The sequence below is a fragment of the Mesorhizobium sp. WSM4813 genome, assembly GCF_055811555.1.
In genome coordinates this window covers 1-23,367 of record NZ_JBVVQU010000077.1, presented here as the reverse complement: position 1 = coordinate 23,367, position 23,367 = coordinate 1, and the positions used below count along the sequence as shown (strand labels likewise).

Here is a 23,367-nt window from a genome sequence, read left to right as displayed (position 1 = left end):
GGCTGCTGTTTTTCGACGAGGTGCCGAAGATCACCACCGTTCTCGGCGCAGTTTTGATCTGCGGAGCGGGGCTGTTCGCCCTAAGACCTGCGAGGTGAAGCGCTGTTCTGGCAAATTCGGCGTCGTCTAAGACCCCGAAATGGCCTGGGTAAATTAGGGGAGCCAATGATCAGACGGCTCTAGTCAGGAACAAAGTCGAATATCCGTGATTTTGTATGTTGCCCAGAGTGGCGAGACCGATAGCTATCCAACGGGTGTTCCATGGATTCTCCAACGTTGCCTCCGCCCCCTCCGACTGAACTCAGCCAAGCACTAAAGCGCAATATCCAAGCGATTGAGGAGCGCCGGGCGAAGGAAGCAAGCGAGGCAACTTTGGAAGAGAAGATCGCTGAAGCGATTACTTCTTTTACGGGCAGTATGCGTTTCGTGTACCTTCACTTGGCCGTGTATGGCGGCTGGATCGTCACGAACTTGGGCTGGATACCGATCACTCCGCCATTTGATCCGACATTCGTGATATTGGCTATGGTAGCTTCCGTCGAAGCCATATTCCTCTCGACGTTTGTGCTGATCAGCCAAAACCGGATGTCAGCTGCCGCAGACAAGCGGGCGGATTTGGACCTTCAGGTGAGCCTGCTGACGGAGCACGAACTCACAAAGCTTATTGAACTTGTCGATTCGATAGCGGATCGGTTGAATGTAAAACCAGCCATAAGCGATATAGAAGTCGGCGAGATTAAGAGGGACGTTGCGCCAGAAGCAGTGCTGGACGAGATCGAATCGAAGCAGCAGGAGACTGCGAAGAAGCTGGACCAGCACTAGTGTCGTAATTTCGAAGTTCGGTTGATTTTGATTTGGGACTTAGGTCGAACTTCGAAATAAAAACGACAGTCGGAATTTTAGATTGCTACTGTCGGCAATGCTACAGGAGCTTCATATCTTCGTAGGTGGTCACGAAGGTCACTGACGTATCCAGTTTTGCCTCCAGCTCATGGATGGAGGTCTCCTTCCAGCGCGCCCTGGTCTTCAGCCAGAAAATCGCTGCAGTCACGGACTCACGTCCTTCACCGGTCGCCCTGCGGTAGAGGCTTTCAGCGACCCGTGCGTTGGCCTTGATGGCGGCGCCGCTCTCGAGCTCATGAGCGTAGGTCGCCTTGAGGTCCTGCTCGTCTGTGGCGAGCACGCAGGCGATGTCGACCGTGCTAAGCCCGAAGCCGGCCAGTGCCTCCACCCTGGAGCTCAGTGGTCGTGCAGACTGAGTGGGGTCGAATTCGTCGGACATTCGGCTTAGTCCGCACCAGAGATGGTGACGGCATCGTTTGCTGGTGGCGTGCCGGCAGGAGTCTTGCCCAAGCTTGCAGGATCCGGAGCGCGAAGGATGATGCGGCGGATCTCTTGCACCTGTTCGATCGGCTTCCCGTCTAGGCCTGAGTGATCGTTGACCGAGGTCTCCTTCCAGCGTCCGCGTGCCTTGAGCCAGAAGATGGCGGCGATAACCGTTTCCCGACCTTCGCCCGTTGGCTTGCGGAAGAGGTGTTGCGCCTCATCTCGGCCGTTAACTACCCTCGGCTCTCCACCCTGAAAGCCGACTTCCTCCACCAACGCTGGCAATGCATAGGGATGAGTTTCAGGGGTACTCAGTCACCGGCGGCTTATGAAGAAGTCACAACAATAGCCGTTGAAATTTCCTTGCCTTCACGGAGGTAACTGTGCGGAACGCTTGAGTCGAAATATACAGCGTCCCCCGTATCCAGAGCGGCATCCTTGCCATCCACATTGACTATCAGCCGACCGCTGAGCACGTAGATGAACTCAGCGCTGCCATGTTGATGCGGCTCTGAGGGCGGCGAATCGACCGGGAACTCGGCGTAGAACGCCTGCATGCGGCGGTTAGAAGCTGGATAGTCCAAGCTTTCGAATAGGTAGGCCGGGTGCGTTTCGCCCGGCGGGCTTGGAAGTTTGAGACGCTGCTGCTTTCGGACGATCGCGATGAGCGGCTCCTCCTTATCGGCATTGAAGAAGTGATCGAGGCCGACGCCGAAAACCATGGCGATCCGAAGTAGCGTGGGCAGCGTTGGAAACATCTGCCCGCGCTCGATCTTCGACAGCATCGCAGGCGAGAGCCCTGTATGCCCGGCCAACTGCACGAGCCCCAGCTTCTTTCTCAGACGCAGTGCCTTGATACGAGGGCCGATCGCATAGCGCTGGAGTTCGTTAGAAAGCGTGTCGGAGAGCACGTGGCAAAATTCCTTTTCGTTTCGGGAAACTATGACAACGATATTATCTTCACAAGATAATTCTCTATCTGTTCACGAAAATTTGAGTGGTATGAAAACTAATTTTCTCCACATGAAAGCCATGAGGTGCATTCCGCACCGGTCATCGAGAGGAGAAATGCCATGAAGTTCAAAAGTGTTTTGTTCGCTGCAGCGATCACGCTCGGCAGCAGCGTCAGCGCGTTCGCCGCGGAGAAGGATGTCCTCGACACTGCGGTGGAAGCGGGTAAGTTCAAGACGCTGGGTGCCGCGCTCGAAGCGGCAGGCCTGGTCGCCACTCTCAAAGGCACGGGTCCGTTCACGGTCTTTGCTCCGACCGATGAAGCCTTCGCGAAATTGCCGGCCGGTACCGTCGAAAACCTGCTGAAGCCGGAGAACAAGCAAAAGCTCACTGAGATCCTCACCTACCATGTGGTCGCGGGGAAGGTGATGGCTGCGGACGTGGCGGGTATCGATGAAGCAAAGTCGGTAAATGGCAAAATGATCGACATCGAAGTCGAGGGCTCCACCGTCAAGGTCAACAATGCCGCCGTCACTGCTGCCGATCTTGCTGCCTCGAACGGCGTCATCCATGTCATCGACAAGGTGATCATGCCGCCGCAAGGCTGACCTCTCATCCCTTGACCTGGAGAAGAACCATGAAGTTCATCCACATCCTCACGCTCATCCTCGTTATCGTTGGCGGGTTGAACTGGGGGCTGGTCGGACTATTCAGCTTTGACCTCGTGGCCGCCATCTTCGGGGCTGGCTCGGGGTTCGCCAGGATCGTCTACGTCTTGGTGGGGCTATCGGCAGCGTGGCAGATTATCCTGCTGCTTTATGCAATGAGCTCCGGCGAGTTTGCCGCTGGCCAGAACCGATAACGCCTTTGGAGGGACCCGCTGCCTCGTCGGCGGCTCCCTCCATCTTTTGGCTGATGGACATGCATTCCCTTCTCGTGCTGGTCGCCTTCGAGGTCGCGAGCTTCGCTGCGGCGGCTACCGGCGTGATCTTTAGGCCAGGCGACTGGTACAAGCAGCTCGACAAGCCAAGATGGCGCCCGCCTGATTGGCTGTTCGCCCCGGTCTGGACGGTTCTCTATGCATCGATCGGACTGTCGGGCTGGCTCGTATGGCTAGAGGCAGGCATTGCCGGCGCAGCACTGCCTCTCAGTGTAAATGCAGTCCAACTTCTGCTCAATGCTGCGTGGTCGCCGATCTTTTTTGGACTTCACCGACCCGGGCTGGCCGTGGTCGAGATCATGGTGCTTTGGGCTGCGATCCTGGCGACGATTATAATGTTTCACCCCGTGAATGCGGCCGCTGCCTTGCTGCTTGTTCCTTACCTGGCGTGGGTGAGTTTCGCGGCGGCACTTAACTTGTCCATCTGGCGGCGCAACCGCTCGAAACCACTGCTGCAGGGCGTCCGATGAGACCCCGGTGGGTCGTCGTGAACGATCGGATGCAGCAAGGCTACCGGTACGCTCTCGTTGCGCTGACTGGCCGTGACTTTCATCCCGATTTCCGGCCAGACTTGACACCGGCCGAGATGCTCGCGCTCGGCGTGTTCGGCGGCAAGTACATGACGGATTGTCGCGACGAATTCCCCAACAGCTGGTTTGCAGAGGCCCGGCTGTCGTCGCTGCGAAAAGATCCGTCACTTAACTGGTTCTGTGTGGACGCCAGCCAACCGCTCAGCGTCTGGCGAGCCAAGGGATGGATACATCCCGACGATCCGCGTGGCTGGTTCCAGTGGTATTGCCGTTACCACCAAGGTCGTCGCATGCCCGGCGAGGACGAGCGACAGATCGCCCGTTGGAAAGCTATTCGCCGCCATATCGCGCAGCTTCGCCGAGCCTGCGAGCCTGGGGACTGCTGGTGCCGGCCGCGCCAGCGCCAGGCTCTGCTGCATTGGGCATATGACAGCCGTTCGATTTAACCCTTATGCCGCTGCTGTGCTGAAAAACGTCAATCTTCCTCGCTGCGAAGGGAGGACGAATCGCTCGACTGCCGGTGACCTAGTATTTTTAGTGTTATTCTGCCTATGGTTTGCGTCTCGACCTAGAGGGCAGCGCTGCGACCGAGGGCTAGAACCTGCACATGCGGGAATCACTTGGCGAACTCGAAGCTAGGATTGGGCTTCTCACGCGCGAGCTCAACGAAGCGCGCGAACGCGAGACGGCGATCCGCGAGCTGCTTCGCGTCATCGCCTCGTCGCCGACCGATATCAAGCCGGTCCTCGACGCTGTGGCGGCGAGCGCCGCCCGTCTTTGCGACGCCTACGACGTGATCATCCGGCTCAAGAAGGACGATATGCTCCATCTCGGTGCCCATTCTGGCCCGATCGCGGTCGATGAGGCGCCGTGGCCGCTGGAGCGCGACCGGGTAATGGCGCGGTCGGTGATCGATGCGGGGACCGTGCAGGTTGAAGACCTGTCCGAGGCCGGGGCCGAATTCGCGGCAGGCCGGGAAATGGCCATCCAGTACGGTTTTCGCACCATTCTGGCGACAGCTCTTGTGTGCGATGGAAGAGCGATCGGTGCGATTAGCCTGCGGCGAAGAGAGGTGAGACCGTTCAGCGACAGGCAGATCGAGCTTCTGAAGACCTTCGCCGACCAGGCCGTGATCGCCATCTCGAACGTGCGGCTGTTCGAAGAAGTGCAGGCGCGGACGGCCGAACTCAGCGAAGCGCTGGCTCAGCAGACCGCGACGGCCGACGTGCTCAAGGTAATCAGCCGGTCGGCCTTCGACCTTGAACCCGTACTGCAGACGCTACTCGATTCGGCGATCCGCCTGGCCGGCGGTGATATGGGCGCGATCTCACTGCGCGATGGCGATTGGCTACGGGTCATGACCGGGACCGGTTGGACCGATGAACTTCGCGCTTATGAGAAGAGCCATCCACACCCGATCGGGCGTGGGACATTTCAAGGTCGAGCCGCCCTCGAAGGGGCAACCGTTCATGTGCCCGACGTGTCCAAGGATATGGAATACAAAAGGCCGGAAGCGGCGACCATGGGCGATTTCCGCGCGGCCCTTTCGGTCCCTCTCAAGCGAGGCCAAGAGGTGATCGGTGTCTTCGGCATGGTGAGGCGAACCGTGGGGCCGTTCTCACGACGCCAGATCGAACTTGTAGAGAGTTTCGCCGACCAGGCGGTCATCGCAATCGAGAACGTGCGTCTCTTCGACGAGGTGCAGGCGCGCAATCGCGAAGTGACCGAGGCCCTGGAGCGGGAGACCGCGACCGGCTCCATCCTGCGCGTCATCGCTGCGTCCCCGACTGACATCCAACCGGTTCTTGACGCCGTCGCGGAAAGCGCCGCGCGTCTCTGCGATGCCCATGACGCGACGATCTATCTGCGGCAGGGCGATCGCTTGGCGGTCGGGGCGCATCATGGGCCGATCCCGGTCGACGACGCCGGGCTGCCTGTCGCCCGCGACGTGGTCACCGGTCGCGCGGTGCTCGACCGGGCACCGGTCCATGTTCATGACCTGACCGAGGCGGGTGTAGACTTTGCAACGGGCAGGGCAATGGCCCACCGGCTCGGCTTCCGCACCATCCTTGCGATCCCACTGCTGCGTGACGGGGAGGCGGTCGGAGCGCTGATGATCCGGCGCATCGAGATGCGGCCCTTCACCGACAAGCAGATCGCGCTGCTCAAGACTTTCGCCCACCAGGCCGTCATCGCCATCTCGAACGTGCGGCTGTTCGAGGAAGTACAGGCGCGCACGGCCGAGCTCAGCGAAGCGCTGCAGCAGCAGACGGCCACAGCCGACGTGCTCAAGGTGATTAGCCGCTCCGCCTTCGACCTAGGGGCCGTTCTCGACACGTTGATCGCTTCCGCCTGCCAGCTCTGCAATGCCGAAATGGGCCTCATATTTCTGGCGCGCGACGGGTCCTTCTCTCCGGAGGCGAGCCACGGCACGCCACCCGGGTACCTGGAGTTCGTGCGAACCCATCCGATCAAGCCGGGACGCGAGACGTTCACGGGACGGGCGGCGCTGACCAAGGCGGTCGTGAATGTCGCCGACGCGCTCGAGGATAAGGAATTCACGTTTGCCGAGGCCCGCGACCGCGCCGGCTATCGCGCCATGCTTGCCGTGCCGCTGTTGCGGCAGGGCGAAGTGATCGGCGTCTTCGCGATGCCCCGTCGCATGCCGGGCGCGTTCAGCGACAAGCAAGTCGAACTCGTGCAGACCTTCGCCGACCAGGCCGTCATTGCGATCGAGAACGTCCGGCTTTTCGAGGAAGTGCAGCAGCGGACGCGGGAGGCCACGGAAGCCCTGGAGTACCAGACGGCGACCAGCGATGTGCTTAGCGTCATCAGCCGCTCGCCCACCGATGTGCAGCCAGTATTCAACATGATCGCGCAAAGCGCCGCCCGTCTATGCGAAGCGCAGTGCTGCTTTGTCTACAGATATGATGGCGAGCTTTTGCACTTCGTCGCGCATCACGGCATCACCGAAGAAAGCGTTGAGATCGTGCGCAACACCTTTCCCGTGGCACCTACTCGCGGCAGCGCCGCGGAACGGGCGATTCTCTATCTTGACGTGGCGCAGATCCCGGACCTCACCTTGGATAGTGAATTCACGCATCGCGCCGCCGCGGCTTTCTCGGGCCTGCGCAGCGCTGTCGCCGTGCCGGTTCTGCGTGACGGCCTGCCCATCGGTTGCATAGCAGTCGGGCGTGCTGAGACGGGCTTTCTTGCCGCCAAGCAAGTCGAACTTCTGAAAACCTTCGCCGACCAGGCCGTGATCGCCATCGAGAATGTCCGCCTGTTTGATGAGGTCCAGGCGCGCACCGAGGAACTGTCGCGCTCGCTGGACGACCTGCGCAAGGCCCAGGATCGGCTCGTGCAGACCGAAAAGCTCGCCTCGCTCGGCCAGCTGACCGCGGGAATAGCGCACGAGATCAAGAACCCGCTCAACTTCGTCAACAATTTTTCCTCGCTGTCCGGCGACCTGATCGTGGAGCTGCGCGACGCGCTGCAAGGCGCGGCGCTTGACGACAAGACCCGCGCGGAGATCGACGACTTGTCGGATATGCTGAAGGGCAATCTCGAGAAGGTGGTGCAGCACGGCAAGCGCGCCGACTCGATCGTCAGGAACATGCTGCTCCACTCGCGCTCAGGCTCGGACGAGCACCGGCCGGTCGACATCAACGCGGTCGTGGAGGAGAGCTTAAACCTTGCCTATCATGGCGCCCGCGCCGAGGGGAAAGGCTTCAACATCATGTTGGAAAGGAGTTTCGATCCAGGCGCCGGCGAGGTCGATCTCTTTCCGCAGGAGATCACTCGCGTGCTGTTGAACCTGATCTCCAACGGCTTTTACGCGACGACGAAACGGCGGGCGGCTGAAGGCGAAAGCGGTTACGAGCCGGTGATGGCGGCATCGACGAAAAGCCTGGGCGATGCGGTCGAGATCAGGATCCGTGATAATGGCACCGGCATCCCGCCGGAGGTCAAGGAAAAAATGTTCAACCCGTTCTTCACCACCAAGCCGGCGGGCGAGGGTACGGGGCTCGGCCTGTCCTTGAGCCACGACATCGTCGTGAAACAGCACGCAGGCACCATAGAGGTCGACACCGAGCCGGGCGCCTTCACCGAATTCCGCATCGTCTTGCCGCGCGGGGCCGCGACGCTCGCCAAAGCAGGAGGCAACGCTTGAGTCTGCTCATCCTGGTCGTGGACGACGAGCCTGATGTGGAGGTGCTGTTCAGACAGCAGTTCCGGCGCGATCTTAGGGCAGGACGCTTCGCCATGGCCTTCGCGCTTTCGGCGCCGCAGGCGCTCAACGTAATCGAGGCAGCGGACAGCGCCTCGCTGATCCTCATCCTGTCGGATATCAACATGCCGGGCATGAGCGGCCTGGAGCTTCTGCCGAAAGCGAGGGCGTTGCGTCCCGATGTGCCCGTGATCATGATCACCGCCTATGGGGACGCAGAGACCAAGAGGAAGGCGCTGGAAAACGGCGCCGAGGCACTCTTGACGAAGCCGCTCGATTTCGTCGCGCTACGCGGCGAGATCGACGTTCGCGTCGGGCTCGCGGCATGACGGCGGTGATCCTGGTCGTCGACGACGAGCCGGACCTGGAGCCGCTGGTCCTGCAGAAATTCCGCCACCAGATCCGCGACGGCGCCGTGAGCTTTATCTTCGCCCGCGACGGCGTCGAGGCGCTCGACCTGATCGCCGCCAATCCCGACATCGAAATGGTCGTTACCGACATCAACATGCCGCGCATGGACGGGCTGTCGCTTCTTGCGAAGCTCCAGGACGCCGAGGAGCGGCTGTCGACCATCATCGTCTCGGCCTATGGCGACATGGCCAACATCCGGACCGCAATGAACCGCGGGGCCTTCGATTTCCTGATGAAGCCGATCGATTTCGCCGACCTCGAGACGACTATCGCTAAGACGCTGAGGCACCTTTCCCTTCTGCGCGACGCGCGGGGCAAGCAGGTGGCGGCCGAGCGCGCGCACGCCGCGCTGTCGCGCTACTTCTCCCCCAACCTCGCCGAGCGGCTCGCCGGCGACGCTGGCGAGCTTGCCGGGCAGCGACGCGAGGTGGCGTCGCTCTTCACTGACATCGCCGGCTTCACTGCGCTGGCGGAAACGCTCGACCCGGCGGTACTGGGCGAACTCCTCAACGCGTACCTCGCCGGCATGACCGACATCGTTTTCCACCACGAGGGCACGGTGGCCAAGATCGTCGGGGACGCACTGCATGTGCTCTTCGGCGCGCCGGGCGAGCAGCCCGACCATGCCGCCCGCGCGGTCAACATCGCGGCGCGGCTGGAAGCCGCCAACAAGCAACTAGGCACCCGTATTTGCGTGAGCGAGAGCGTCGCGAGACAGGTTGCGAATTTTCGAGGGCGGCCGGTGGGTGACCTCGTGTTGAGAGGACGAACGGAGTCGCTGCGCGCTTTCGAGCCACTGCGGCCTGAACAATGCGATGACCTCGCGACGAAGGATTACCTCGCGGCTTTCGCTAAGCTGGAAGCCGGCGACCCTAGTGCGGTCACCTCGTTCGCTGCTGAGGTAGGCAGGCGCGCAGAGGACCAGCTTGCGAGCTTCCACTTGAAGCGATTGCTGAACGGCGCGACAGGTCCGCGGATCAACATGGATTGATCGGGCCTACGTTCAAATGTCCACTTCCGCTCACTTCGATCTACTAGCTAGCAAATTTGATGCCTATGCCGAGCGGTTGACGGCGTGGCTGAGAACGGAATCGAACAGGCCGCGCAAGCAGAAGCGCACGATCAAGCAGTTGCGCGCCGATCTGATGAGCCTCGGCTATGAGGGCTCTTATGGCCGTATGGCCGTTTTTCGCATGAATGGAAAGAAGACCGGCAGCAAAAATCGTCTATTCGGTCGAGGTCGATCAGGGCGGCGGGCGCTGGCTGTCGATCCTCGAGCACGCGCAAGCCATCGCCGAGGGTGCCCGCGCGGGCGTCGGCGCGGCGGTGCGCATCACAGAGGAGACGGTGCGCGACGGGCTGAAGCGCCCGAAAGGGTTTTGTGGAGGCGGGCTCCTCACGTTCTGTTCACTCTGGCTAATATAAGGCGGCTGCCTAAATCGAAAGGTGCGTAAAATTGCAAGTACCGGCGCCCGCCGGCTGGCGTTCATTGAACCGTTGAGCCGACTTTTGTGGAGAAGCGGAAGTAAGGTCCGCGGGAGAAGTAGCGCGGCGGCTGGTCTGCTAGCCGACTTGCCTGCGCTCCTCAGAGCGTCGCCAGCCGCGAATTTGTTATGGCTTTTCCATAGGCTTGCCGCAGCGTCCGCTTCTCCTCCAGCGCAACGATCACACTTGTGGCAAAATCCGTCTTGTACATGATGGCGAGCCGTGTCAGCCCGCCTGGCGTGAAGACGTTGATCTCCAGAAGTTTGTCGCCGACGATGTCGAGCCCAACCAGAAACATACCGTCGCTGATCAACTTGGGACGGACTATCTCGGCAATGCTCAACATCGTGCCCGTTACCTTAACTTTGCGGGCTGTTCCGGCGGCATGGATATTGGACCGGACGTCGCCCTTGGCTGGAACTCGGCGAAAGGCCGCGTAGCTGCCCTCGCGCATCAGCGGCAGGCCGTTCATCAGGAAAAGACGTACGTCACCGGCCTTAGCCTCCGGAATGTAGGCCTGCGCAATGAGATAACCGTCACCGCTGGCCGCCTCGAAAATCTGATTGAGGTTGGAATCAGTCGGCGTCGCAATATGAAAGACGTTCTTGCCACCCGACCCTTGGAGTGGTTTGACGATGCAGCCCTTCGAGTGTTTGTCGATGAATGCGCGGATCTCAGTAATACTGCGCGATATCAGGGTCGCCGGCCTAACCGCCTCAGGAAAGGACTGCAGGTAGAGCTTGTTCTGTGCCTGCCCTAGGCTGTCAGGATCGTTGACGACAATAACGCCGCATTCTGCTGCTAGCCGCCCGAACATAACGCCTGCATTGGCGGCCCATGGTCGATCGGTGGCGTCCAGCGACGGGTCGTTGCGCAGAAACAAAATATCAATATCGCTTATCGCGAAGGTCTTTTTCTGCTTTCCGGCATCCTTCAGGGCTGCATGCAGCTTCTCGGACGTCCTGTAGGGGGCTTCCGGCAGAACCGCTACGCTGACAGCCAGGTCGTCATCTGGGCGCAGTATGAAGTCGCCTGGTTCAACATAGACAACAGAATGGCCGCGCTGGACGGCACCCAGCGCCAACGTTGTCGTCGTGAAGCCGGGCGTCTCGCTCTCAATGGAATTGACAAAGAACGCAATGCGCATTGAGGAGGCTCCGCTCAAGCTTCAACCATATCGATCGGATCGATCCCCGCCATCGCTTTTTTGAGGCGCGGACGCGCCGCGTCGGAAGAGAGAAACGCAGGTTCGAGGCGTGGCGCTCGCAGCAGGCCGCGCGCCTGGAGTTCCTGGATCGCGCCGAAATGTGCGGCGGAGATCTTGCCGATCCAGAAAGGGGTGAGACTGCCGCCGTTCTTCAGATGATCGAGAATCTGCCCCAAGCCGCGCAGATAGATGGCGTCTTTTGCAAGCCCACCGCCTCGATAGACACGCAGAACGACGTTGAAGGCGCTGCGATCAGCGAGACCGAAATCCCTTTGGAGAATGCGGAAGGCCTCCTCGCAGGTTGCGGAGTCAAGCATCGCCTGACATGCGATGACCCTGGCCGCGATCAGCCTCAAGCGCGCGGCGGTCATGCCGCCGACAAGATATTCCGCTAGCACGGCCAGTCCCTCCTGCATCCCCTCGTAGCCGGCGAGTCCGTTGCGGAAGATGGCGAGCCCCTGCGCATCACCGTTGAAATAAGTCAGCAGATGAACACCGATCTCATGACTAAGCAGTGCAGTCAGACGCTCCGATGGAAGGTTGGTATCGCGCGAAACCAGCAGTCGGTTTCGCGAGACTAGCAGGCCCGCCGGCAGGTCGCCGCGGATCTCCACGGAAGCGTTGAATTCGGGGTAGGCCGCCCGGTATCCGGCGATCATATCTCGCGCGGCCGCGGCAATGGCGTCAGCACCCAGGCCCTCCTGCCTTGCCGCAGAAGCAACTCGCGGTGCCTTTTCGAGAATGGTGCGTGCCCTTGCCGCCAGGCTCGGCTCAACGCCGCCATAGAGTGCTCGTCCGAGTTCGACGAAGCGGGGCGTTTCGCGTGCCGCAAGCATGGCCAGTTGGAGATCGAGTTCCTGCTGCTTTTCGGAGAGCAGCGTGGTCAGCAGCGGATCTTCCAGATGATCGAGCGAGATCGAATAGAGCTTCCGCTTTTGGGCGGCGACTTGAAACTCGAGCGGCCTGTAGAGCAGTGCGGGCACACGCTCGAAGGCGCCTGCCTGGAATTCCAGCCAGGCTGGTTCGGCATTGATCGGTGTTATGGCAAGCAGAAAATCGAACGTCGAAGCGACGTTGTCGATCGCCCGATCAGCGCGCACCACTGCGTCGATATAGGCGCGGCGCCCCAGCGAACGATGGGTTGCCGGCTGTTCCAGCCCTGATGCCTTCAGGAAGGCACTGACGGCCTGAAGCGACGAATCGACAATGTTGGCGACGACGAGGTCGTGAAGTTCAGGGTAAATGCGCTTGGTGCCCGGTACCCGGTAGATCGGTGCGAAGCGTACCGTCAGGCACGCAACATCGCCGAGCCCATCCCAGAGCCGTGTTTCGGCGCGTGCGGTGGGGTTGAGTTCGTCCACTCTTGGCGTGCGGTATTTTGCTTCGCGTGCGGACGCAGCGGTGGCGAAGCGCTTGAGTGCAGCCTTCTCCGCCGCCGTGTTGCCGCAAGCCAGTGCAATCTCGAAAGGCGGCAGGAACGGAACATCCTCCGTCAGGAACCGGTCTTCGGCCAACTCGCCGATGTCCAGCACGAGGAATGCGCCGCAGTGATCGCGCATCATTCGGGCCACCAGCCGCGCGACCTCGCCGGCGAGGCCAACGTCGACCGCGATCAGATAGGACGCGTTGGCGGAGACGGCATGGAATGCCGAGTCCTGATGCGACCCAACATGGACACATAGAAAGGGCAGCGGCCGATCCAAGTGCAAACGGTTGCCATTGCCGAACTCGCGGCGGATCGGCTTACCGTCCTGACAAAGCGCCTCCAAGTCCGATTTGATCTGCGCCAACGAAGGCGCGGGCTCACCGAGCTTGGGCTTCATTGCATGCCCCGCAGCACCGTCTCCAGGACGGGCACCGTAGACGCCAGAACGGCGCGAAGCCGTTCGATTGCTGCCCAGTCGGGTTCGCCGCTCCATTCGTCCATGAAAATCTTCTTGAACTCTACCGCGATGGCACACCCGGTTTCGGGAAAGTTTGCATGAACGAAACGAGTCTGTTCGCCCTTGCCCTGGAAGGACACATTCTCGCGCACGTCGATCGGCTCGCCGTTGAAATGATGGCCGCGAAGAGTGTCGATGAAAGCGTTGACGACCGGCGCCCAGCGCTCGCGGTCCATAGAGGATGTACCAATGTTGATGTCCGGCGCGAGGTCGCGAGACGTAGGCATAGCCTCCGGCCCGTCGCGCCGGTGATTATAGCTATGAACGTCGACAAGAACGAACCTGCCATAGCGCCTCTCGATATTGGCGAGGACACGGTTCAGCTCGCTGTAGAAAGCGTCGTGAAACGAGAGAGACTCCTCTACGATTTCCTCGGCCGGCTGCCCTTGCCAGACTTCCAGCCCCCAGCACTGGTCGGGCGACCGGTAGACCGCAGCCTCACGCGCGCGATTCAGATCTACTTGGAAGCGAGATCGATGAACGATGATTTGGGTAGGAAAATCCGCGATAAAGCGCTCGGTGAACGGATCCTCTTCTCGAAGCCGGTCAGGATCAGAGAGACGCATGAAGGATCGACAAGACCTGCCCACGTCGGTGCCGCTGTGGATAGCTGTACCTACGATAGGGGACTCTCCGAGCCTGATGGTCCAGCCTGCCGATGATCCGCCCGCGTCGTTGTTGGAAGCCGTCGTGTTCATAGTCCATCGAAATGCGCGGAGAAAGCGGACGGTTCCGATTCATCGAACAAGCGTTCGTTAGTTCCGCCCTGGAGCAGCAGGCGGCGGCGTCTACTTGCGACAAGTCCCCGGGGGCGCTTCAGGGGCCTACCCCAAACTCGGAGCGGGCAATGCACGCGGAGTTTTGCGTTGGCACGAAGGGCAGCTCTGGGGACCCCCGTCGTTTGGAATCGAGACCGAATCCCAGGACTTTGATGGAACTGTTGCTTCTCCATACCGTTCGTAAATTGGCTCGTTCTCGCTGCCATCTTGCCTTTCGGTTTCCGGCAGTCTCCTCAAATGGCAGCTCAATTTGCATGCTTGATCAGGCTCCATTGATTTCAACTTCGCTCGCTGCCGCTTCCCCAGAAGCGACGTCGATCGAGTTGAACCGCGTTTCCGGCAGCATGACGATCGCATCGTATAACGTCCATAAATGTGTCGGCACCGATGGCCGCTTCGATCCGCAGCGGATTGGTGATGTTATACGCGAACTCGGCGCCGACATTATTGCGTTGCAGGAAGTTGATGAACGTACGGGAAGGCGGCAGGGCCTATTGGATCTCAAGACGGTTCGACGAGAAACCGAACTGGTTAGTGCACACACACCTGAGAACTTTGGACCCCATGGGTGGCACGGCAATTTGATACTAGCTCGCAAGGGAGTGGTCCAGGCTGTCAGTCTGGTAAGATTACCTGGCCTGGAGCCACGCGGTGCTTTGATCGTCGATTTGGAAATCGAAGGCGTGGTGCTGCGGGTAATCGCTGCACATTTTGGATTACTCCGGCGGTCGCGCACCAAGCAGGCCAATGCACTGCTTGAGGCGACGCGTTCGGTCCTAAGGCCGACCATCTTGCTTGGCGATCTCAATGAATGGCGGGTGCACAGCAGATCCTCGTTGCTGGCGCTACTGCCGCATTTTGGTCCAATTCACACCGTGCTGCCCAGTTTCCCTTCGCGATTCCCTTTGCTTGCGCTCGATCGGATTCTGGCCAAACCACCAAGTCTGATTTCCAGCCTCGAAGTGCACCATACATCGCTATCTCGGATCGCCTCCGATCATTTACCAATCAAGGCACGATTAAACCTCCAGGGGATTCGCCAGCTGCATTTGCAACCAGATTACCTCTGAAGGGTTCTTGCTATGATTTTGAGCAAGGCCGGCTTTTCGATCGCTGAAGGTAATCAGCTTTATGGAAACATCCATTTCGCGAATTGCGCACGACAAAATCAAAGCAGGCAAGAGCGGCTTACTGCTGGTCCCGGACAATTATGACGCCTTCGCAGTGCGCGTCCTGGCTGCAAGGAGTTCCGTTCGGAGTCTCGACCTCATGTACTACCTTTGGCACGATGACCACACTGGGCGCTTGCTTTTGCAGGAAGTTTTCCGGGCCGCTGAGCGCGGCGTGCGGGTGCGCATGCTCCTTGATGACGCCAATCCGCGAAAGAACGATTCTGCATATTTGGCGTTGAGCAATCATCCAAACATCGAGTTGAAGTTGTTTAATCCAAGCGGCGTCAGGCAACGCAGCGTCATACGCGCTGTGGAGATTATATTGCGCCTTTTCGCGTTGACCCGGAGGATGCACAACAAGGCATGGATCGCTGACGACAACGTCGCTATCGTAGGCGGGCGTAACGTTGGCGATGCCTATTTCGACGCAGCAGAAACCAATTTCCGCGACCTAGACGTGCTGCTCCTCGGTCCTGCCGTGCAGCAAACCGCCGAAATATTTGAGGCATTCTGGGCTTGCGAGGACGCAAAATCAATTAGCGTTCTGGGATCAGCCGCTGAGACCGAGCATTCCGATTTTTCAGGAAGCGATCTCGAAACCCAATCAATGCTGTTGCACGGGGTCGGTGACCGAGGGTCCATCGCAGAGTTCATCGCGGCCAGCAACGACGTGCATTGGGTGGATCGAGTTCGGGTGATTTCCGATCCCCCAGAGAAGGTGAAAGGTTGGAGACGTCGCAGCTGGCTCACGAAGGAATTGCTTCCCCTCCTTCAATCCGCCCGCAACTGTCTGGAAATTGTATCTCCCTATTTCATCCCCGGCAAAAGGGGCTCCGCGATCCTGTCAGACCTCGTCAGCAACGGAGTTGACGTTTCGGTTTTGACCAATTCCTTGGCCGCTACAGACGTCGCAGCAGTCCATGGTGCTTATGCAAACTATCGCAAGCGATTGCTGAGGAATGGCGTGAAACTGTTTGAGCTCCAGCCCTTCACTCGCCGTCAGGCAATCTCGGTGTTTGGCTCCAAGGGCGCCAGTCTGCACACCAAATCTTTCACGGTGGACAATAAGACTGGGTTCGTCGGTTCCTTCAATTTCGATCCACGGTCAGTGTCTTTGAACTCGGAGATGGGCGTGCTGTTTGAGGATGCGGAATTAGTCAGTGAACTTCGGCAGTTTTTTCGAACCGAGATTTCACCAGAAACCAGCTATCGGCTGGAACTAAAGAACAATGTGCTGCACTGGCACGGATGCGACGAAGGCAAACTCCAAGATTACACACACGAACCAGAGGCCGGAATATTCCGCCGGGTTCTGGCAGCCTTGGTCCGCCACCTTCCGATCGAGTCTCAGCTTTAGCCAGACCCACATGAGAATGAAGCTTGATGTGCCGCCGTTCTCCGGCGATGTGCCCTTGCCATTCGCCGGGTCTGAGCACGATGGAGACTGCCTGACGGTATTCATACGCTCGCGATCTGGCTTGTCATTCCATGATGAGCCGGTCCCTGCAACCTCGTCGCCAATGCCGATGTCAGTGATCTGCGCCAAAGTTGCGCGGAGATTTCAAGTGATCTGCGCGCTTACGGGTTGAGCTCGCCCGAACGCGACTGCTGGTTTGTGGCATCGGCCGATCCGCCCAGCGTGTCGGCGACCGTGGCGCCTCGCGCACCCATCGGCTGCTGCGCACCTGTGGTGGTGTCCTTGGCTGTCTGATGCTCCATCTCGGCATTCAGCTCCGCTCCCACAATCAGGACAATCACGGAGATCCAGGTCCACATCATCAAGCCAATGACTGCCCCCAGGGCTCCATACGTCGCGTTGTAGTCGGCGAAGTTCTCAAGATAATAGGAGAACCCTATCGAGACAGCTATCCAGACCACAGCCGCGAGGAAGGCACCCCATGTCGCCCATCGCCACTTTGCTCTTTCGCGGCTGGGGCCGTAGCGGTACATCAGCGTGATCCCGAGGCCGACCAGGATCAGCATCATCGGCCACCGAAAGATCCGCACAAGGGCTTCGGTCCCGCCGCCGAGGTTCAGCAGCGCAAGCATGGCCGGCACGATCCCCACCGAGACGATAAAGCCGATACCGATGAGGATGGCGCCAAGTGTGAAGCCCAAGGCCAGAAGATTCAGGTGGATGAAGCCGCGCTTTTCCCTCTCCTCGTAGGCGATGTTCATGGCTTCGAAAAGCGTCTTGATGCCGTTGCTGGCGCTCCACAGTGCGACGGCAAGACCGAAGATGAAGCCGAAGCTCAGCGCGCCAGTGTCCTGGGCGGCCAAGGACCTAAGCTGCGATCTGATAACGTCCAAACCGCCCGAAGGAAGTACGCCGCCAAGGAACGCAATGTGCTCCGCGATGGTCTGGGGATCGGCGACGAAACCGTAGATGGACACGAACGCGGCAAGCGCGGGAAAGAGGGCAAGGAGCAGATAGAATGCGGCCCCGGCCGCGATCAGCATAACACGGTCCTCGGTTACCTCAGCAAAGACCCGCCACAGCACGTCCTTCCAGCCACGGCTGGGAATCTCAGACGGCCATTCGGCATTGCGTCCGCGGCCCTCCCGTTCGGCCCGCCGCCCAAGTTGCACTTGGTTTTCGTAAGCGTCGTCAGTGGTCTTATTCGACATGGCTGCCGGTCCGGAGCATCTTCTTCGCGGGGCAAACGTATAAATGCGCCAAAGGATGCAGGTGCAGACCTGCGCTCACAAATAAACATCCACCGACTGCAGATCCGCATGCGACGAGTTTATTTAATAGCAACACTGCCCTGTTCAGGACCTTCAATGGCTTGTTCGGGCAACAATGAGAATACGCCAGCTTTCCACCAAGTCGGCCATTCGCGGTAGTCGGCTGACTGCGTTTTAACATTTCGCGGCCGGCCGGCGCGGATAGGCCTGGGCGATCGCGAGCTGCGCCTCTCTCGGCGCGTCCAGCCGTCTCTAGCATGCAATCGACCATCGCTTGAAAGCTAGGCTCCATCGCCTCCTGATTGAAGCTAGACGAAATCGCGGGCCAAACTAGCGTGGCGTAGGGACCCTGCACTTTGCTGATTACCTGTAACCACTCCCTGGCAATTACTCGTGCAGACGCAATTCAGAACTTGCGGCTCAAGTACGACGAGCCTGCCAGTCCGAACCGCCACTCGACATCGACAGCCTTGGAGATGCCGACCCGGCGTCCCGTCAAGATGGAGCTGGATCTGGCTCTTGGCGGCAGCTTGAATTGGAACGGAAGCTCGTCCAGTGGCAGCCCGTCATAAGATGCATCGACAGCAAGCGCCTGGCAAAGGCGACCGGGTCCCGAACAAAGAAATCGAAGGTCCTCAACGCCGCGATTGGCCCGCATCAGGTCGAGCTTTGATTGCGGTTCGATTGCGCGCACAAGGACAGCACTACCGGGAAGGCAGACGGCATTCAGGCACCAATGCAGACCATAGGAGCGATAGACGTATGCGCTCCCTGGGGCGCCGAACATCGCGCCGTTTCGCGAAGTCCGACCACAAAAACTGTGTGAGGCTGGGTCATCGGCGCGATAGGCTTCCGTTTCGACGACGATCCCGCCCACGCCGTGCACAAGAAGCGTGGCGCCAATCATATCGCGAGCGACAACGCAGGCGTCTCGGGCAAAGAACTGGCGGTTCGTGATCAACGCCTGTACCAGATCTTCGCGCCGAAACGTGGGGCGAACAAGAACATTCCCGCTCCGGCTGCAAAAGGCCGATCCACCAGGGCCAAACTCGCGATCATCAGCATCGCTGCGCTTCCTGCTGAACTCGGATGGGTGTGATCGCCTATGTATGAGGGTCGAATTGGCTATTCAACAGCGCCTAGCCCAAGCGGTCGAAGCGATTGGAAGGTTGAAGTTCGCTGCCGGCGTAGAAAAGAGAGACCCGGAAGACCGTGCCCGCTGCCGCGCTTGCGCTGCCGCGATGCGTTAGGTGGCCGGAGAAAACCCGTGCGCTGCTCGGGAGCAATACCACGAAGGAACGTGTGACAGGCTCTGCGATCGTTGAAGACTTTTGATCGAGCCATATCATGCCATCGACCTCGATAAGAAAAATGGCCTACGATCCCGACAGCAGAATCCTCTCGGTGTGGTTCGTCGGCAGCGGCAAACGATACGAATTTGAGGAAGTGCCGCCGGAGACCTTCGCCGCGTTCAAAGCCGCCTTTGCGAAAGGCCGCTATTTCAACGAGCACATCCGGAATCACTTCCGGTACCGTCAGGTTGCGGCCGGCAACGACGCGGGATGACGGCAAGCTGTTGAGACATTCCAACTGCCGGTTGGTGGACGCAGCTCAGCCGGCGCGCGTAGGATTTTCTTACGACCCCAACCCACCCTGTGCAAACGACTGATCGCCCGCCGTGCCGAAAGGTGCGGCGGGCTTTTTTGTTGTCTGGGGAGGAACACGATCTGGCGGCAGTCGTTCGGGCGCAAACAAAGCGGTACCGTCAGATCGAGGACAGGAAAATGCGTGAAAGACAAGGCTTAACCCATAAAGAAAAACACGACAGACAGGAGCGCACGTCGGATGCTGCGCGGGCATTGACAGACATTGAGCGCGTCGCACGAGATGCAAAAACGGCTCGGCTGCGGGAGCAACGACTTAAGGCTGAAACCGCTCTTCCTGCTGCGCCGGCACCGAAACCGAAGAGGAATTGGAAGACCAAGAAGTCGTAGTAGGACGCTGCACCTGGCGCCCTCCAACCAGCCGCAGGCCGCGTGGTTCAATCGAATCGACGGCCGATGTGCAGGTTGATTACAGCGTATCGTCTGCGGCAACGCGATCCAACAGCTTACGGGATGCCAGTATTAGGCGGCGGGTATCGTTTATCGTCTGGCGAAGATCAGCGATATCTGCTCGCGCGCGACTCTCATTCAATCGAGCCGCTTCTATTTCAAAGCATGTGATGCCCCTAAGCGTCCGGCGGCTTCAGCCGGGCCCTCAGCCCCGAAGTAGTGATGCCAGATCGGTGCCGATCATATCGATCAGCTCGCGCGCTTGAGCTTCAGTTATTCCGGCCTCCTTGGCGAGGAACTGCGCCTGGAAATCCGTCATTCGGTCGCGGTCGGACTTTTCTTCGCCCATGGTGAGCCTTTTGCACTTGGATTGACCGGAACGCCGGCGGGAAGCTTTTGTTGCGATCAATGGCTCAAACTTCCAGGCATTTTTCGCTTTCTCTGGAACACATGCTTGAGAGGAAAGTTCGGAAAGTGCAGCAATGTTGTTCCCTCCCAACGATTGGCTGCAGATCGGAGATGCACCGATCGGCCCGCGTCCTTTTCCTCGTGGGGCGCGGGCTTTCTTGCCTACGCGGAACACCGGCCGCGCGTGCGCGTTTCGCCGGCATGAAGCAACTTCTCAGCGAATTGGCCGCTTTGGCCGATCGAGGCTTTTGGGTCGCGTTGGCGGTGGTTCTGGTTCCCTACGCCATAGGCGTCGCACTGCCCCTCTGGACAGTTAACGGGTGATTGTGTCGTTTCCCGAGGAAGGTATTCCGGTTGGTAGCGAGCAGGCGGAGCGCCTGAGCGTTAGCGCATGGAACTCTTCTCAGATGGCGAATTTGACGAGGCGGCAGTTCTTTATGAACGCTTTCGACTCTATGCCCGATTGTAGCGCGGGAAGAAAAGCGTTGACCTCCCAACATCAGGAAGTCCTGACGAGCCTTGTCGCTCGGTATAAAATCCTCGGGTCGATCCAAGACAGGATCGTTGAGCACGACCGGCGTTCGGCCTCTCTTCCGAAGTGGACGAAGGCCTTCTAGAGCGCCTGTCCGTCCCGCTCGGCAAGGCCCGCATCGCCTTGATCCGCGAGGTAGGCTAAACGGCCCGGTCTTCGTTCACTGCAGCTACCAGCGGCTGGTGCTCCGCATGGTCAACCGCGACGTCGAGGTCCATCTTTGTTGGATGTCGGCGAGACGGCATTTACTCAAGCGGTTCGATCACCAGCGACAGGCTAAGCCTCAGAACCTTTCTGCCACTCTCGTCCCTGATGTCCATGATGAGTTGCTGCCCTTCGGGACCTTTCAGTTCGTCCTTTGCCAGCTCGGTCAACCCTTCGACGGCTGCATTGCGCGCTGCTTCAATCCCCTCGCATTCCAGACCCGTATTGTCTTCCACAAGATGCTGGCGATCGCCGCTATCAAAGAAATATCTTGACATATCGGCTTCCGTCATCAGAATGCCACGTCCGGGTCCTTCAGGTGCAGGTAAGTCGGATCGAAGTCCCCTGCCCGGACCAAACCCGGCCAATCGAGAGCACGCAACTTTGTACCTGACATGGCGATCAGCCCGTCACCTCGCAGCGCCTGAAGCGTGCGGTTCACGTGAACCACGGACAAACCCACCGCATCACCAAATGCTACCTGGGTGATCGGCAGATCCGCGACGTGGTCCTCAATGCGTCCAGCAAACCGCAACCGCACAATGAGTTCGCATAACACGTGGGCCGTACGAGCGTAGGCGTCCCGTCTCCCGACGTTGGTGACCCATTCCCGATAGATCGCAGCGTCAATCAGGGTCGATCGCCAGAACGCGCCTGCAACGCGCGGGCGCTGTTCGCAAATCGAGCGAAGAGCGCTGTGGCGGATTAAGCCCAATCTGCCCGGCGTCATGCTGGAGAAGCTGCAATCCATGACTGTGAGATGGATGCCGTGCAGGTCCGGGAGATCGCCGGCGACAAAGAAGCTGGTGATCTGCCGCTTTCCCTCACCTGTATGCTTGTATGAACATACTACGCCGTCCAAGACGACAAATGAGTTGGTTGGCCGATCGCCTTCTATGAGGATATCCCTGTTAGCCGGAACATCCTTCTCCTGAATCGTGAGGCCTCCTAGGGCTGCGGCGTCACCATCGCTGATTTCAGCGATGCCACGCAGCTTGCGGATGAGCACGTCCGAGGAGAAAGCTGGACACAAGGACTTGGTTACCTCCGTGGGTGTTACCGGCCGAACTCGCATTCGCCGCAGATGTTCCACGCTGCTGATGCGGATAAGAGGTGGACACGCCCGAGATGAAGCTGCGCATCTGGCATCTGCGCGGCGATCACGCTGAACTGGGCAGGCACCTCAACGCAACTAGCCTGGCGAGGCACGCCTGCCCTGCCTCCACAGCCTCCACCCGCCGACCAACATCAGCGCACCCCAAAGCAGGAAACTCAAATCCCAGTAGATCCATTGCTCCCGCGGGACGGTCTCGTTGACATGGTGGATGCCGAGGATCTGGTGATCCACCAGCCCTTCGACGAGGTTGAACAAGCCAAATCCGATGAGCACTGTGCCGACCAGCATCTTTCCCGACCACCAAAGGTGCGATTGATGCGCGGCGCGCCAGAGCAGGAGCAGCCCAAGCAAAACGAACAGATAGGTGGCAGCGTGGAACAGACCGTCGAGGAGCGTGTTGAATCGTAGGTTTTCGACGCTGTCGGCGGGATAGCCGGCGCTGGTGGCCATGTGGTGCCACTGGAGCAGCTGATGAAAGACGATGCCGTCGAAAAAGCCGCCCAAACCAAGGCCAAACAGAATGCCTGCGAGCGTGGGAAACTGGCGGGGCTTCGCATCCAGGCTTGGCACCAGTTATTCCCTCCTCGGGCGAGCAAGCGCAACGCCGACGACCAACTTTCGTTGCCACAGCCCGGCGGAATCGTGCCGTTCACTCTGGCTAATGTAAGCCGATCGCCGAGAACCGAATAAGTGCGTAATCGCGCCAATGTCGCGTAGATAGCGCAAGTTGAGGAGCTACCAGAACCCCTACGTCGGCTCGCCGAACCCGTTTCCAGGCGTCGGGCCACGATCGTCGGGTGGAGTCTGGATGACCTCCGCGTCGATGCGGCCAAACTCCCGGCCGATTTGAAATGCCGCATACAGCGCCAAGACCGATTAGGAACCGAAGCATTTGAGATCTCCTTCGGCGGTAGAACTACACGGCCGGCAGTTGGTTCCACAGGGGCGGAACCACAACGTTCAACATTCGTTGCCACTGACCGCGGGCCAAGGAGGACGCAACAGATGGCGGTCAAGAGGACGAGCGACACGAGCCGAGTGAAGAAGGGTGCAGAACTCGAAGTTGAGCACCTGGCGGAGGTGACAGACGTAACGCCCAAACAGGCGCGGGCATTGCTTCGCAAGCACGGCGCGGACTGGCAGCGGCTGAAGGACGAAGCTGAAGAGTTGAAGAAAGACGAATAGTCGGGTTGTCGATCTCCGGCCGGCGCGAGGGCCAGCTTTGCCGCGGAAGTGTGGGCGACCTGTGAAGTGTACGCCTTTTGAGACCGCTCGTGACTCAAATAGGCCGGCCCGGCAGCGATCATTGCACGCCTCGACCTTGGCGTGTTGTGGGCGGCGATCGGCCGGAGCGAGCGCATGATCTCCCGACGTACCCGTCCGGCATCC

At 59.6% G+C, this 23,367-nt stretch carries 26 protein-coding genes; 14 read left to right on the top strand and 12 right to left on the bottom strand.

The window, feature by feature from the left end:
* The first annotated feature begins 261 nt into the window (after positions 1 to 261).
* Entirely contained in the window at positions 262 to 822 is a 561-nt protein-coding gene (locus AC0L25_RS29500; RefSeq protein WP_473598703.1) for a DUF1003 domain-containing protein, read from the top strand.
* Between the two features lie 100 nt (positions 823 to 922).
* Here AC0L25_RS29500 and AC0L25_RS29495 read toward each other — a convergent pair whose 3' ends face one another.
* Genes AC0L25_RS29495 through AC0L25_RS29485 form a run of 3 tightly spaced genes read right to left on the bottom strand, consistent with a single transcriptional unit; the run spans position 923 to position 2,237 of the window.
* On the bottom strand, positions 923 to 1,282 hold the full coding sequence (locus tag AC0L25_RS29495) for a hypothetical protein (protein WP_473598702.1): 360 nt from the start codon (positions 1,280 to 1,282) through the stop codon (positions 923 to 925).
* A 5-nt stretch (positions 1,283 to 1,287) separates the two neighbouring features.
* Complete coding sequence (locus AC0L25_RS29490; RefSeq protein WP_473598701.1) at positions 1,288 to 1,602, bottom strand: hypothetical protein; 315 nt, start codon at positions 1,600 to 1,602, stop codon at positions 1,288 to 1,290.
* A gap of 50 nt (positions 1,603 to 1,652) precedes the next feature.
* Positions 1,653 to 2,237 carry a helix-turn-helix domain-containing protein gene (locus AC0L25_RS29485; RefSeq protein WP_473598700.1) on the bottom strand — a complete coding sequence of 195 codons (585 nt, stop codon included), beginning with the start codon at positions 2,235 to 2,237 and terminating at the stop codon, positions 1,653 to 1,655.
* A 162-nt stretch (positions 2,238 to 2,399) separates the two neighbouring features.
* Here AC0L25_RS29485 and AC0L25_RS29480 point away from each other — a divergent pair, with 162 nt between their 5' ends.
* From AC0L25_RS29480 to AC0L25_RS29445, 8 genes are all read left to right on the top strand, one after another.
* Positions 2,400 to 2,885, top strand: a complete 486-nt coding sequence (locus tag AC0L25_RS29480; RefSeq protein ID WP_473598699.1) for a fasciclin domain-containing protein — start codon at positions 2,400 to 2,402, stop codon at positions 2,883 to 2,885.
* 29 nt (positions 2,886 to 2,914) lie between these two features.
* Positions 2,915 to 3,139 (top strand): DUF378 domain-containing protein, encoded by a 225-nt coding sequence (locus tag AC0L25_RS29475; protein WP_473598697.1) that lies wholly within the window; start codon positions 2,915 to 2,917, stop codon positions 3,137 to 3,139.
* Positions 3,140 to 3,198: 59 nt separating this feature from the next.
* Positions 3,199 to 3,687 (top strand): TspO/MBR family protein, encoded by a 489-nt coding sequence (locus tag AC0L25_RS29470; RefSeq protein WP_473598696.1) that lies wholly within the window; start codon positions 3,199 to 3,201, stop codon positions 3,685 to 3,687.
* Positions 3,684 to 4,193, top strand: coding sequence for a hypothetical protein (locus tag AC0L25_RS29465; RefSeq protein ID WP_473598695.1), 510 nt, complete (start codon positions 3,684 to 3,686; stop codon positions 4,191 to 4,193). The genes AC0L25_RS29470 and AC0L25_RS29465 overlap by 4 nt, the downstream gene beginning before the upstream one ends.
* A gap of 161 nt (positions 4,194 to 4,354) precedes the next feature.
* Positions 4,355 to 7,921, top strand: a complete 3,567-nt coding sequence (locus AC0L25_RS29460) for a GAF domain-containing protein (RefSeq protein WP_473598694.1) — start codon at positions 4,355 to 4,357, stop codon at positions 7,919 to 7,921.
* Positions 7,918 to 8,307: a response regulator gene (locus tag AC0L25_RS29455; protein ID WP_473598693.1), complete on the top strand. Its 390-nt coding sequence runs from the start codon at positions 7,918 to 7,920 to the stop codon at positions 8,305 to 8,307. Before AC0L25_RS29460 ends, AC0L25_RS29455 begins: the two co-directional genes overlap by 4 nt.
* On the top strand, positions 8,304 to 9,380 hold the full coding sequence (locus AC0L25_RS29450; RefSeq protein ID WP_473598692.1) for an adenylate/guanylate cyclase domain-containing protein: 1,077 nt from the start codon (positions 8,304 to 8,306) through the stop codon (positions 9,378 to 9,380). The genes AC0L25_RS29455 and AC0L25_RS29450 overlap by 4 nt, the downstream gene beginning before the upstream one ends.
* Positions 9,381 to 9,586: 206 nt before the next feature.
* The gene (locus AC0L25_RS29445) at positions 9,587 to 9,814 is read left to right on the top strand and encodes a hypothetical protein (RefSeq protein ID WP_473598705.1); all 228 of its coding nucleotides are present in this window, start codon (positions 9,587 to 9,589) and stop codon (positions 9,812 to 9,814) included.
* A gap of 160 nt (positions 9,815 to 9,974) precedes the next feature.
* Here AC0L25_RS29445 and AC0L25_RS29440 read toward each other — a convergent pair whose 3' ends face one another.
* The 3 genes from AC0L25_RS29440 to AC0L25_RS29430 are packed head-to-tail and all read right to left on the bottom strand — an operon-like array spanning position 9,975 to position 13,722.
* Positions 9,975 to 11,021 carry a glutathione synthetase gene (locus tag AC0L25_RS29440; protein ID WP_473598691.1) on the bottom strand — a complete coding sequence of 349 codons (1,047 nt, stop codon included), beginning with the start codon at positions 11,019 to 11,021 and terminating at the stop codon, positions 9,975 to 9,977.
* A gap of 14 nt (positions 11,022 to 11,035) precedes the next feature.
* Positions 11,036 to 12,904: a flavohemoglobin expression-modulating QEGLA motif protein gene (locus AC0L25_RS29435; protein ID WP_473598690.1), complete on the bottom strand. Its 1,869-nt coding sequence runs from the start codon at positions 12,902 to 12,904 to the stop codon at positions 11,036 to 11,038.
* Entirely contained in the window at positions 12,901 to 13,722 is an 822-nt protein-coding gene (locus AC0L25_RS29430) for an N-formylglutamate amidohydrolase (RefSeq protein ID WP_473598688.1), read from the bottom strand. Before AC0L25_RS29430 ends, AC0L25_RS29435 begins: the two co-directional genes overlap by 4 nt.
* Before the next feature lie 335 nt (positions 13,723 to 14,057).
* Between AC0L25_RS29430 and AC0L25_RS29425 the strand changes: the two genes are divergently transcribed.
* On the top strand, positions 14,058 to 14,873 hold the full coding sequence (locus AC0L25_RS29425) for an endonuclease/exonuclease/phosphatase family protein (RefSeq protein ID WP_473598704.1): 816 nt from the start codon (positions 14,058 to 14,060) through the stop codon (positions 14,871 to 14,873).
* A gap of 61 nt (positions 14,874 to 14,934) precedes the next feature.
* Entirely contained in the window at positions 14,935 to 16,332 is a 1,398-nt protein-coding gene (locus AC0L25_RS29420) for a phospholipase D family protein (RefSeq protein WP_473598687.1), read from the top strand.
* Between the two features lie 221 nt (positions 16,333 to 16,553).
* Here the strand turns inward: AC0L25_RS29420 and AC0L25_RS29415 are convergent, their stop codons facing one another.
* Positions 16,554 to 17,603, bottom strand: coding sequence for a YihY/virulence factor BrkB family protein (locus AC0L25_RS29415; protein WP_473598686.1), 1,050 nt, complete (start codon positions 17,601 to 17,603; stop codon positions 16,554 to 16,556).
* Positions 17,604 to 18,069: 466 nt separating this feature from the next.
* A complete protein-coding gene (locus AC0L25_RS29410) occupies positions 18,070 to 18,570 on the bottom strand; it encodes a DNA-3-methyladenine glycosylase (protein WP_473598685.1) in 501 nt (166 codons plus the stop codon).
* Between AC0L25_RS29410 and AC0L25_RS29405 the strand changes: the two genes are divergently transcribed.
* Together AC0L25_RS29405 and AC0L25_RS29400 are read left to right on the top strand one after the other, a co-directional pair.
* The gene (locus tag AC0L25_RS29405; RefSeq protein WP_473598684.1) at positions 18,544 to 18,762 is read left to right on the top strand and encodes a hypothetical protein; all 219 of its coding nucleotides are present in this window, start codon (positions 18,544 to 18,546) and stop codon (positions 18,760 to 18,762) included. The two genes, AC0L25_RS29410 and AC0L25_RS29405, sit on opposite strands and share 27 nt — an antisense overlap.
* Positions 18,763 to 19,010: 248 nt before the next feature.
* A complete protein-coding gene (locus AC0L25_RS29400) occupies positions 19,011 to 19,229 on the top strand; it encodes a KTSC domain-containing protein (RefSeq protein ID WP_473598683.1) in 219 nt (72 codons plus the stop codon).
* A gap of 693 nt (positions 19,230 to 19,922) precedes the next feature.
* On the opposite strand, the gene AC0L25_RS29395 is transcribed toward AC0L25_RS29400, so the two are convergent.
* From AC0L25_RS29395 to AC0L25_RS29380, 4 genes are all read right to left on the bottom strand, one after another.
* Entirely contained in the window at positions 19,923 to 20,300 is a 378-nt protein-coding gene (locus tag AC0L25_RS29395) for a hypothetical protein (RefSeq protein WP_473598682.1), read from the bottom strand.
* A 602-nt stretch (positions 20,301 to 20,902) separates the two neighbouring features.
* The gene (locus AC0L25_RS29390; protein ID WP_473598681.1) at positions 20,903 to 21,154 is read right to left on the bottom strand and encodes a DUF6894 family protein; all 252 of its coding nucleotides are present in this window, start codon (positions 21,152 to 21,154) and stop codon (positions 20,903 to 20,905) included.
* Entirely contained in the window at positions 21,154 to 21,870 is a 717-nt protein-coding gene (locus tag AC0L25_RS29385; protein WP_473598680.1) for a Crp/Fnr family transcriptional regulator, read from the bottom strand. Before AC0L25_RS29385 ends, AC0L25_RS29390 begins: the two co-directional genes overlap by 1 nt.
* 183 nt (positions 21,871 to 22,053) lie before the next feature.
* Positions 22,054 to 22,548 carry a DUF2243 domain-containing protein gene (locus AC0L25_RS29380; protein ID WP_473598679.1) on the bottom strand — a complete coding sequence of 165 codons (495 nt, stop codon included), beginning with the start codon at positions 22,546 to 22,548 and terminating at the stop codon, positions 22,054 to 22,056.
* A gap of 435 nt (positions 22,549 to 22,983) precedes the next feature.
* Here AC0L25_RS29380 and AC0L25_RS29375 point away from each other — a divergent pair, with 435 nt between their 5' ends.
* The gene (locus AC0L25_RS29375) at positions 22,984 to 23,163 is read left to right on the top strand and encodes a hypothetical protein (RefSeq protein ID WP_473598678.1); all 180 of its coding nucleotides are present in this window, start codon (positions 22,984 to 22,986) and stop codon (positions 23,161 to 23,163) included.
* Positions 23,164 to 23,367: the final 204 nt, after the last annotated feature.

Excerpts from the sequence above, each read along its gene's own strand:
- AC0L25_RS29430 (WP_473598688.1), bottom strand. The coding sequence starts at position 13,722 with ATGAACACGACGGCTTCCAACAACGACGCGGGCGGATCATCGGCAGGC.
- AC0L25_RS29465 (WP_473598695.1), top strand. The coding sequence starts at position 3,684 with ATGAGACCCCGGTGGGTCGTCGTGAACGATCGGATGCAGCAAGGCTAC.
- AC0L25_RS29440 (WP_473598691.1), bottom strand. The coding sequence starts at position 11,021 with ATGCGCATTGCGTTCTTTGTCAATTCCATTGAGAGCGAGACGCCCGGC.
- AC0L25_RS29445 (WP_473598705.1), top strand. The coding sequence starts at position 9,587 with ATGGAAAGAAGACCGGCAGCAAAAATCGTCTATTCGGTCGAGGTCGAT.
- AC0L25_RS29475 (WP_473598697.1), top strand. The coding sequence starts at position 2,915 with ATGAAGTTCATCCACATCCTCACGCTCATCCTCGTTATCGTTGGCGGG.
- AC0L25_RS29480 (WP_473598699.1), top strand. The coding sequence starts at position 2,400 with ATGAAGTTCAAAAGTGTTTTGTTCGCTGCAGCGATCACGCTCGGCAGC.
- AC0L25_RS29435 (WP_473598690.1), bottom strand. The coding sequence starts at position 12,904 with ATGAAGCCCAAGCTCGGTGAGCCCGCGCCTTCGTTGGCGCAGATCAAA.
- AC0L25_RS29470 (WP_473598696.1), top strand. The coding sequence starts at position 3,199 with ATGCATTCCCTTCTCGTGCTGGTCGCCTTCGAGGTCGCGAGCTTCGCT.
- AC0L25_RS29425 (WP_473598704.1), top strand. The coding sequence starts at position 14,058 with ATGCTTGATCAGGCTCCATTGATTTCAACTTCGCTCGCTGCCGCTTCC.
- AC0L25_RS29375 (WP_473598678.1), top strand. The coding sequence starts at position 22,984 with ATGGCGGTCAAGAGGACGAGCGACACGAGCCGAGTGAAGAAGGGTGCA.
- AC0L25_RS29400 (WP_473598683.1), top strand. The coding sequence starts at position 19,011 with ATGCCATCGACCTCGATAAGAAAAATGGCCTACGATCCCGACAGCAGA.
- AC0L25_RS29450 (WP_473598692.1), top strand. The coding sequence starts at position 8,304 with ATGACGGCGGTGATCCTGGTCGTCGACGACGAGCCGGACCTGGAGCCG.
- AC0L25_RS29500 (WP_473598703.1), top strand. The coding sequence starts at position 262 with ATGGATTCTCCAACGTTGCCTCCGCCCCCTCCGACTGAACTCAGCCAA.
- AC0L25_RS29415 (WP_473598686.1), bottom strand. The coding sequence starts at position 17,603 with ATGTCGAATAAGACCACTGACGACGCTTACGAAAACCAAGTGCAACTT.
- AC0L25_RS29410 (WP_473598685.1), bottom strand. The coding sequence starts at position 18,570 with ATGATTGGCGCCACGCTTCTTGTGCACGGCGTGGGCGGGATCGTCGTC.
- AC0L25_RS29390 (WP_473598681.1), bottom strand. The coding sequence starts at position 21,154 with ATGACGGAAGCCGATATGTCAAGATATTTCTTTGATAGCGGCGATCGC.
- AC0L25_RS29420 (WP_473598687.1), top strand. The coding sequence starts at position 14,935 with ATGGAAACATCCATTTCGCGAATTGCGCACGACAAAATCAAAGCAGGC.
- AC0L25_RS29460 (WP_473598694.1), top strand. The coding sequence starts at position 4,355 with ATGCGGGAATCACTTGGCGAACTCGAAGCTAGGATTGGGCTTCTCACG.
- AC0L25_RS29495 (WP_473598702.1), bottom strand. The coding sequence starts at position 1,282 with ATGTCCGACGAATTCGACCCCACTCAGTCTGCACGACCACTGAGCTCC.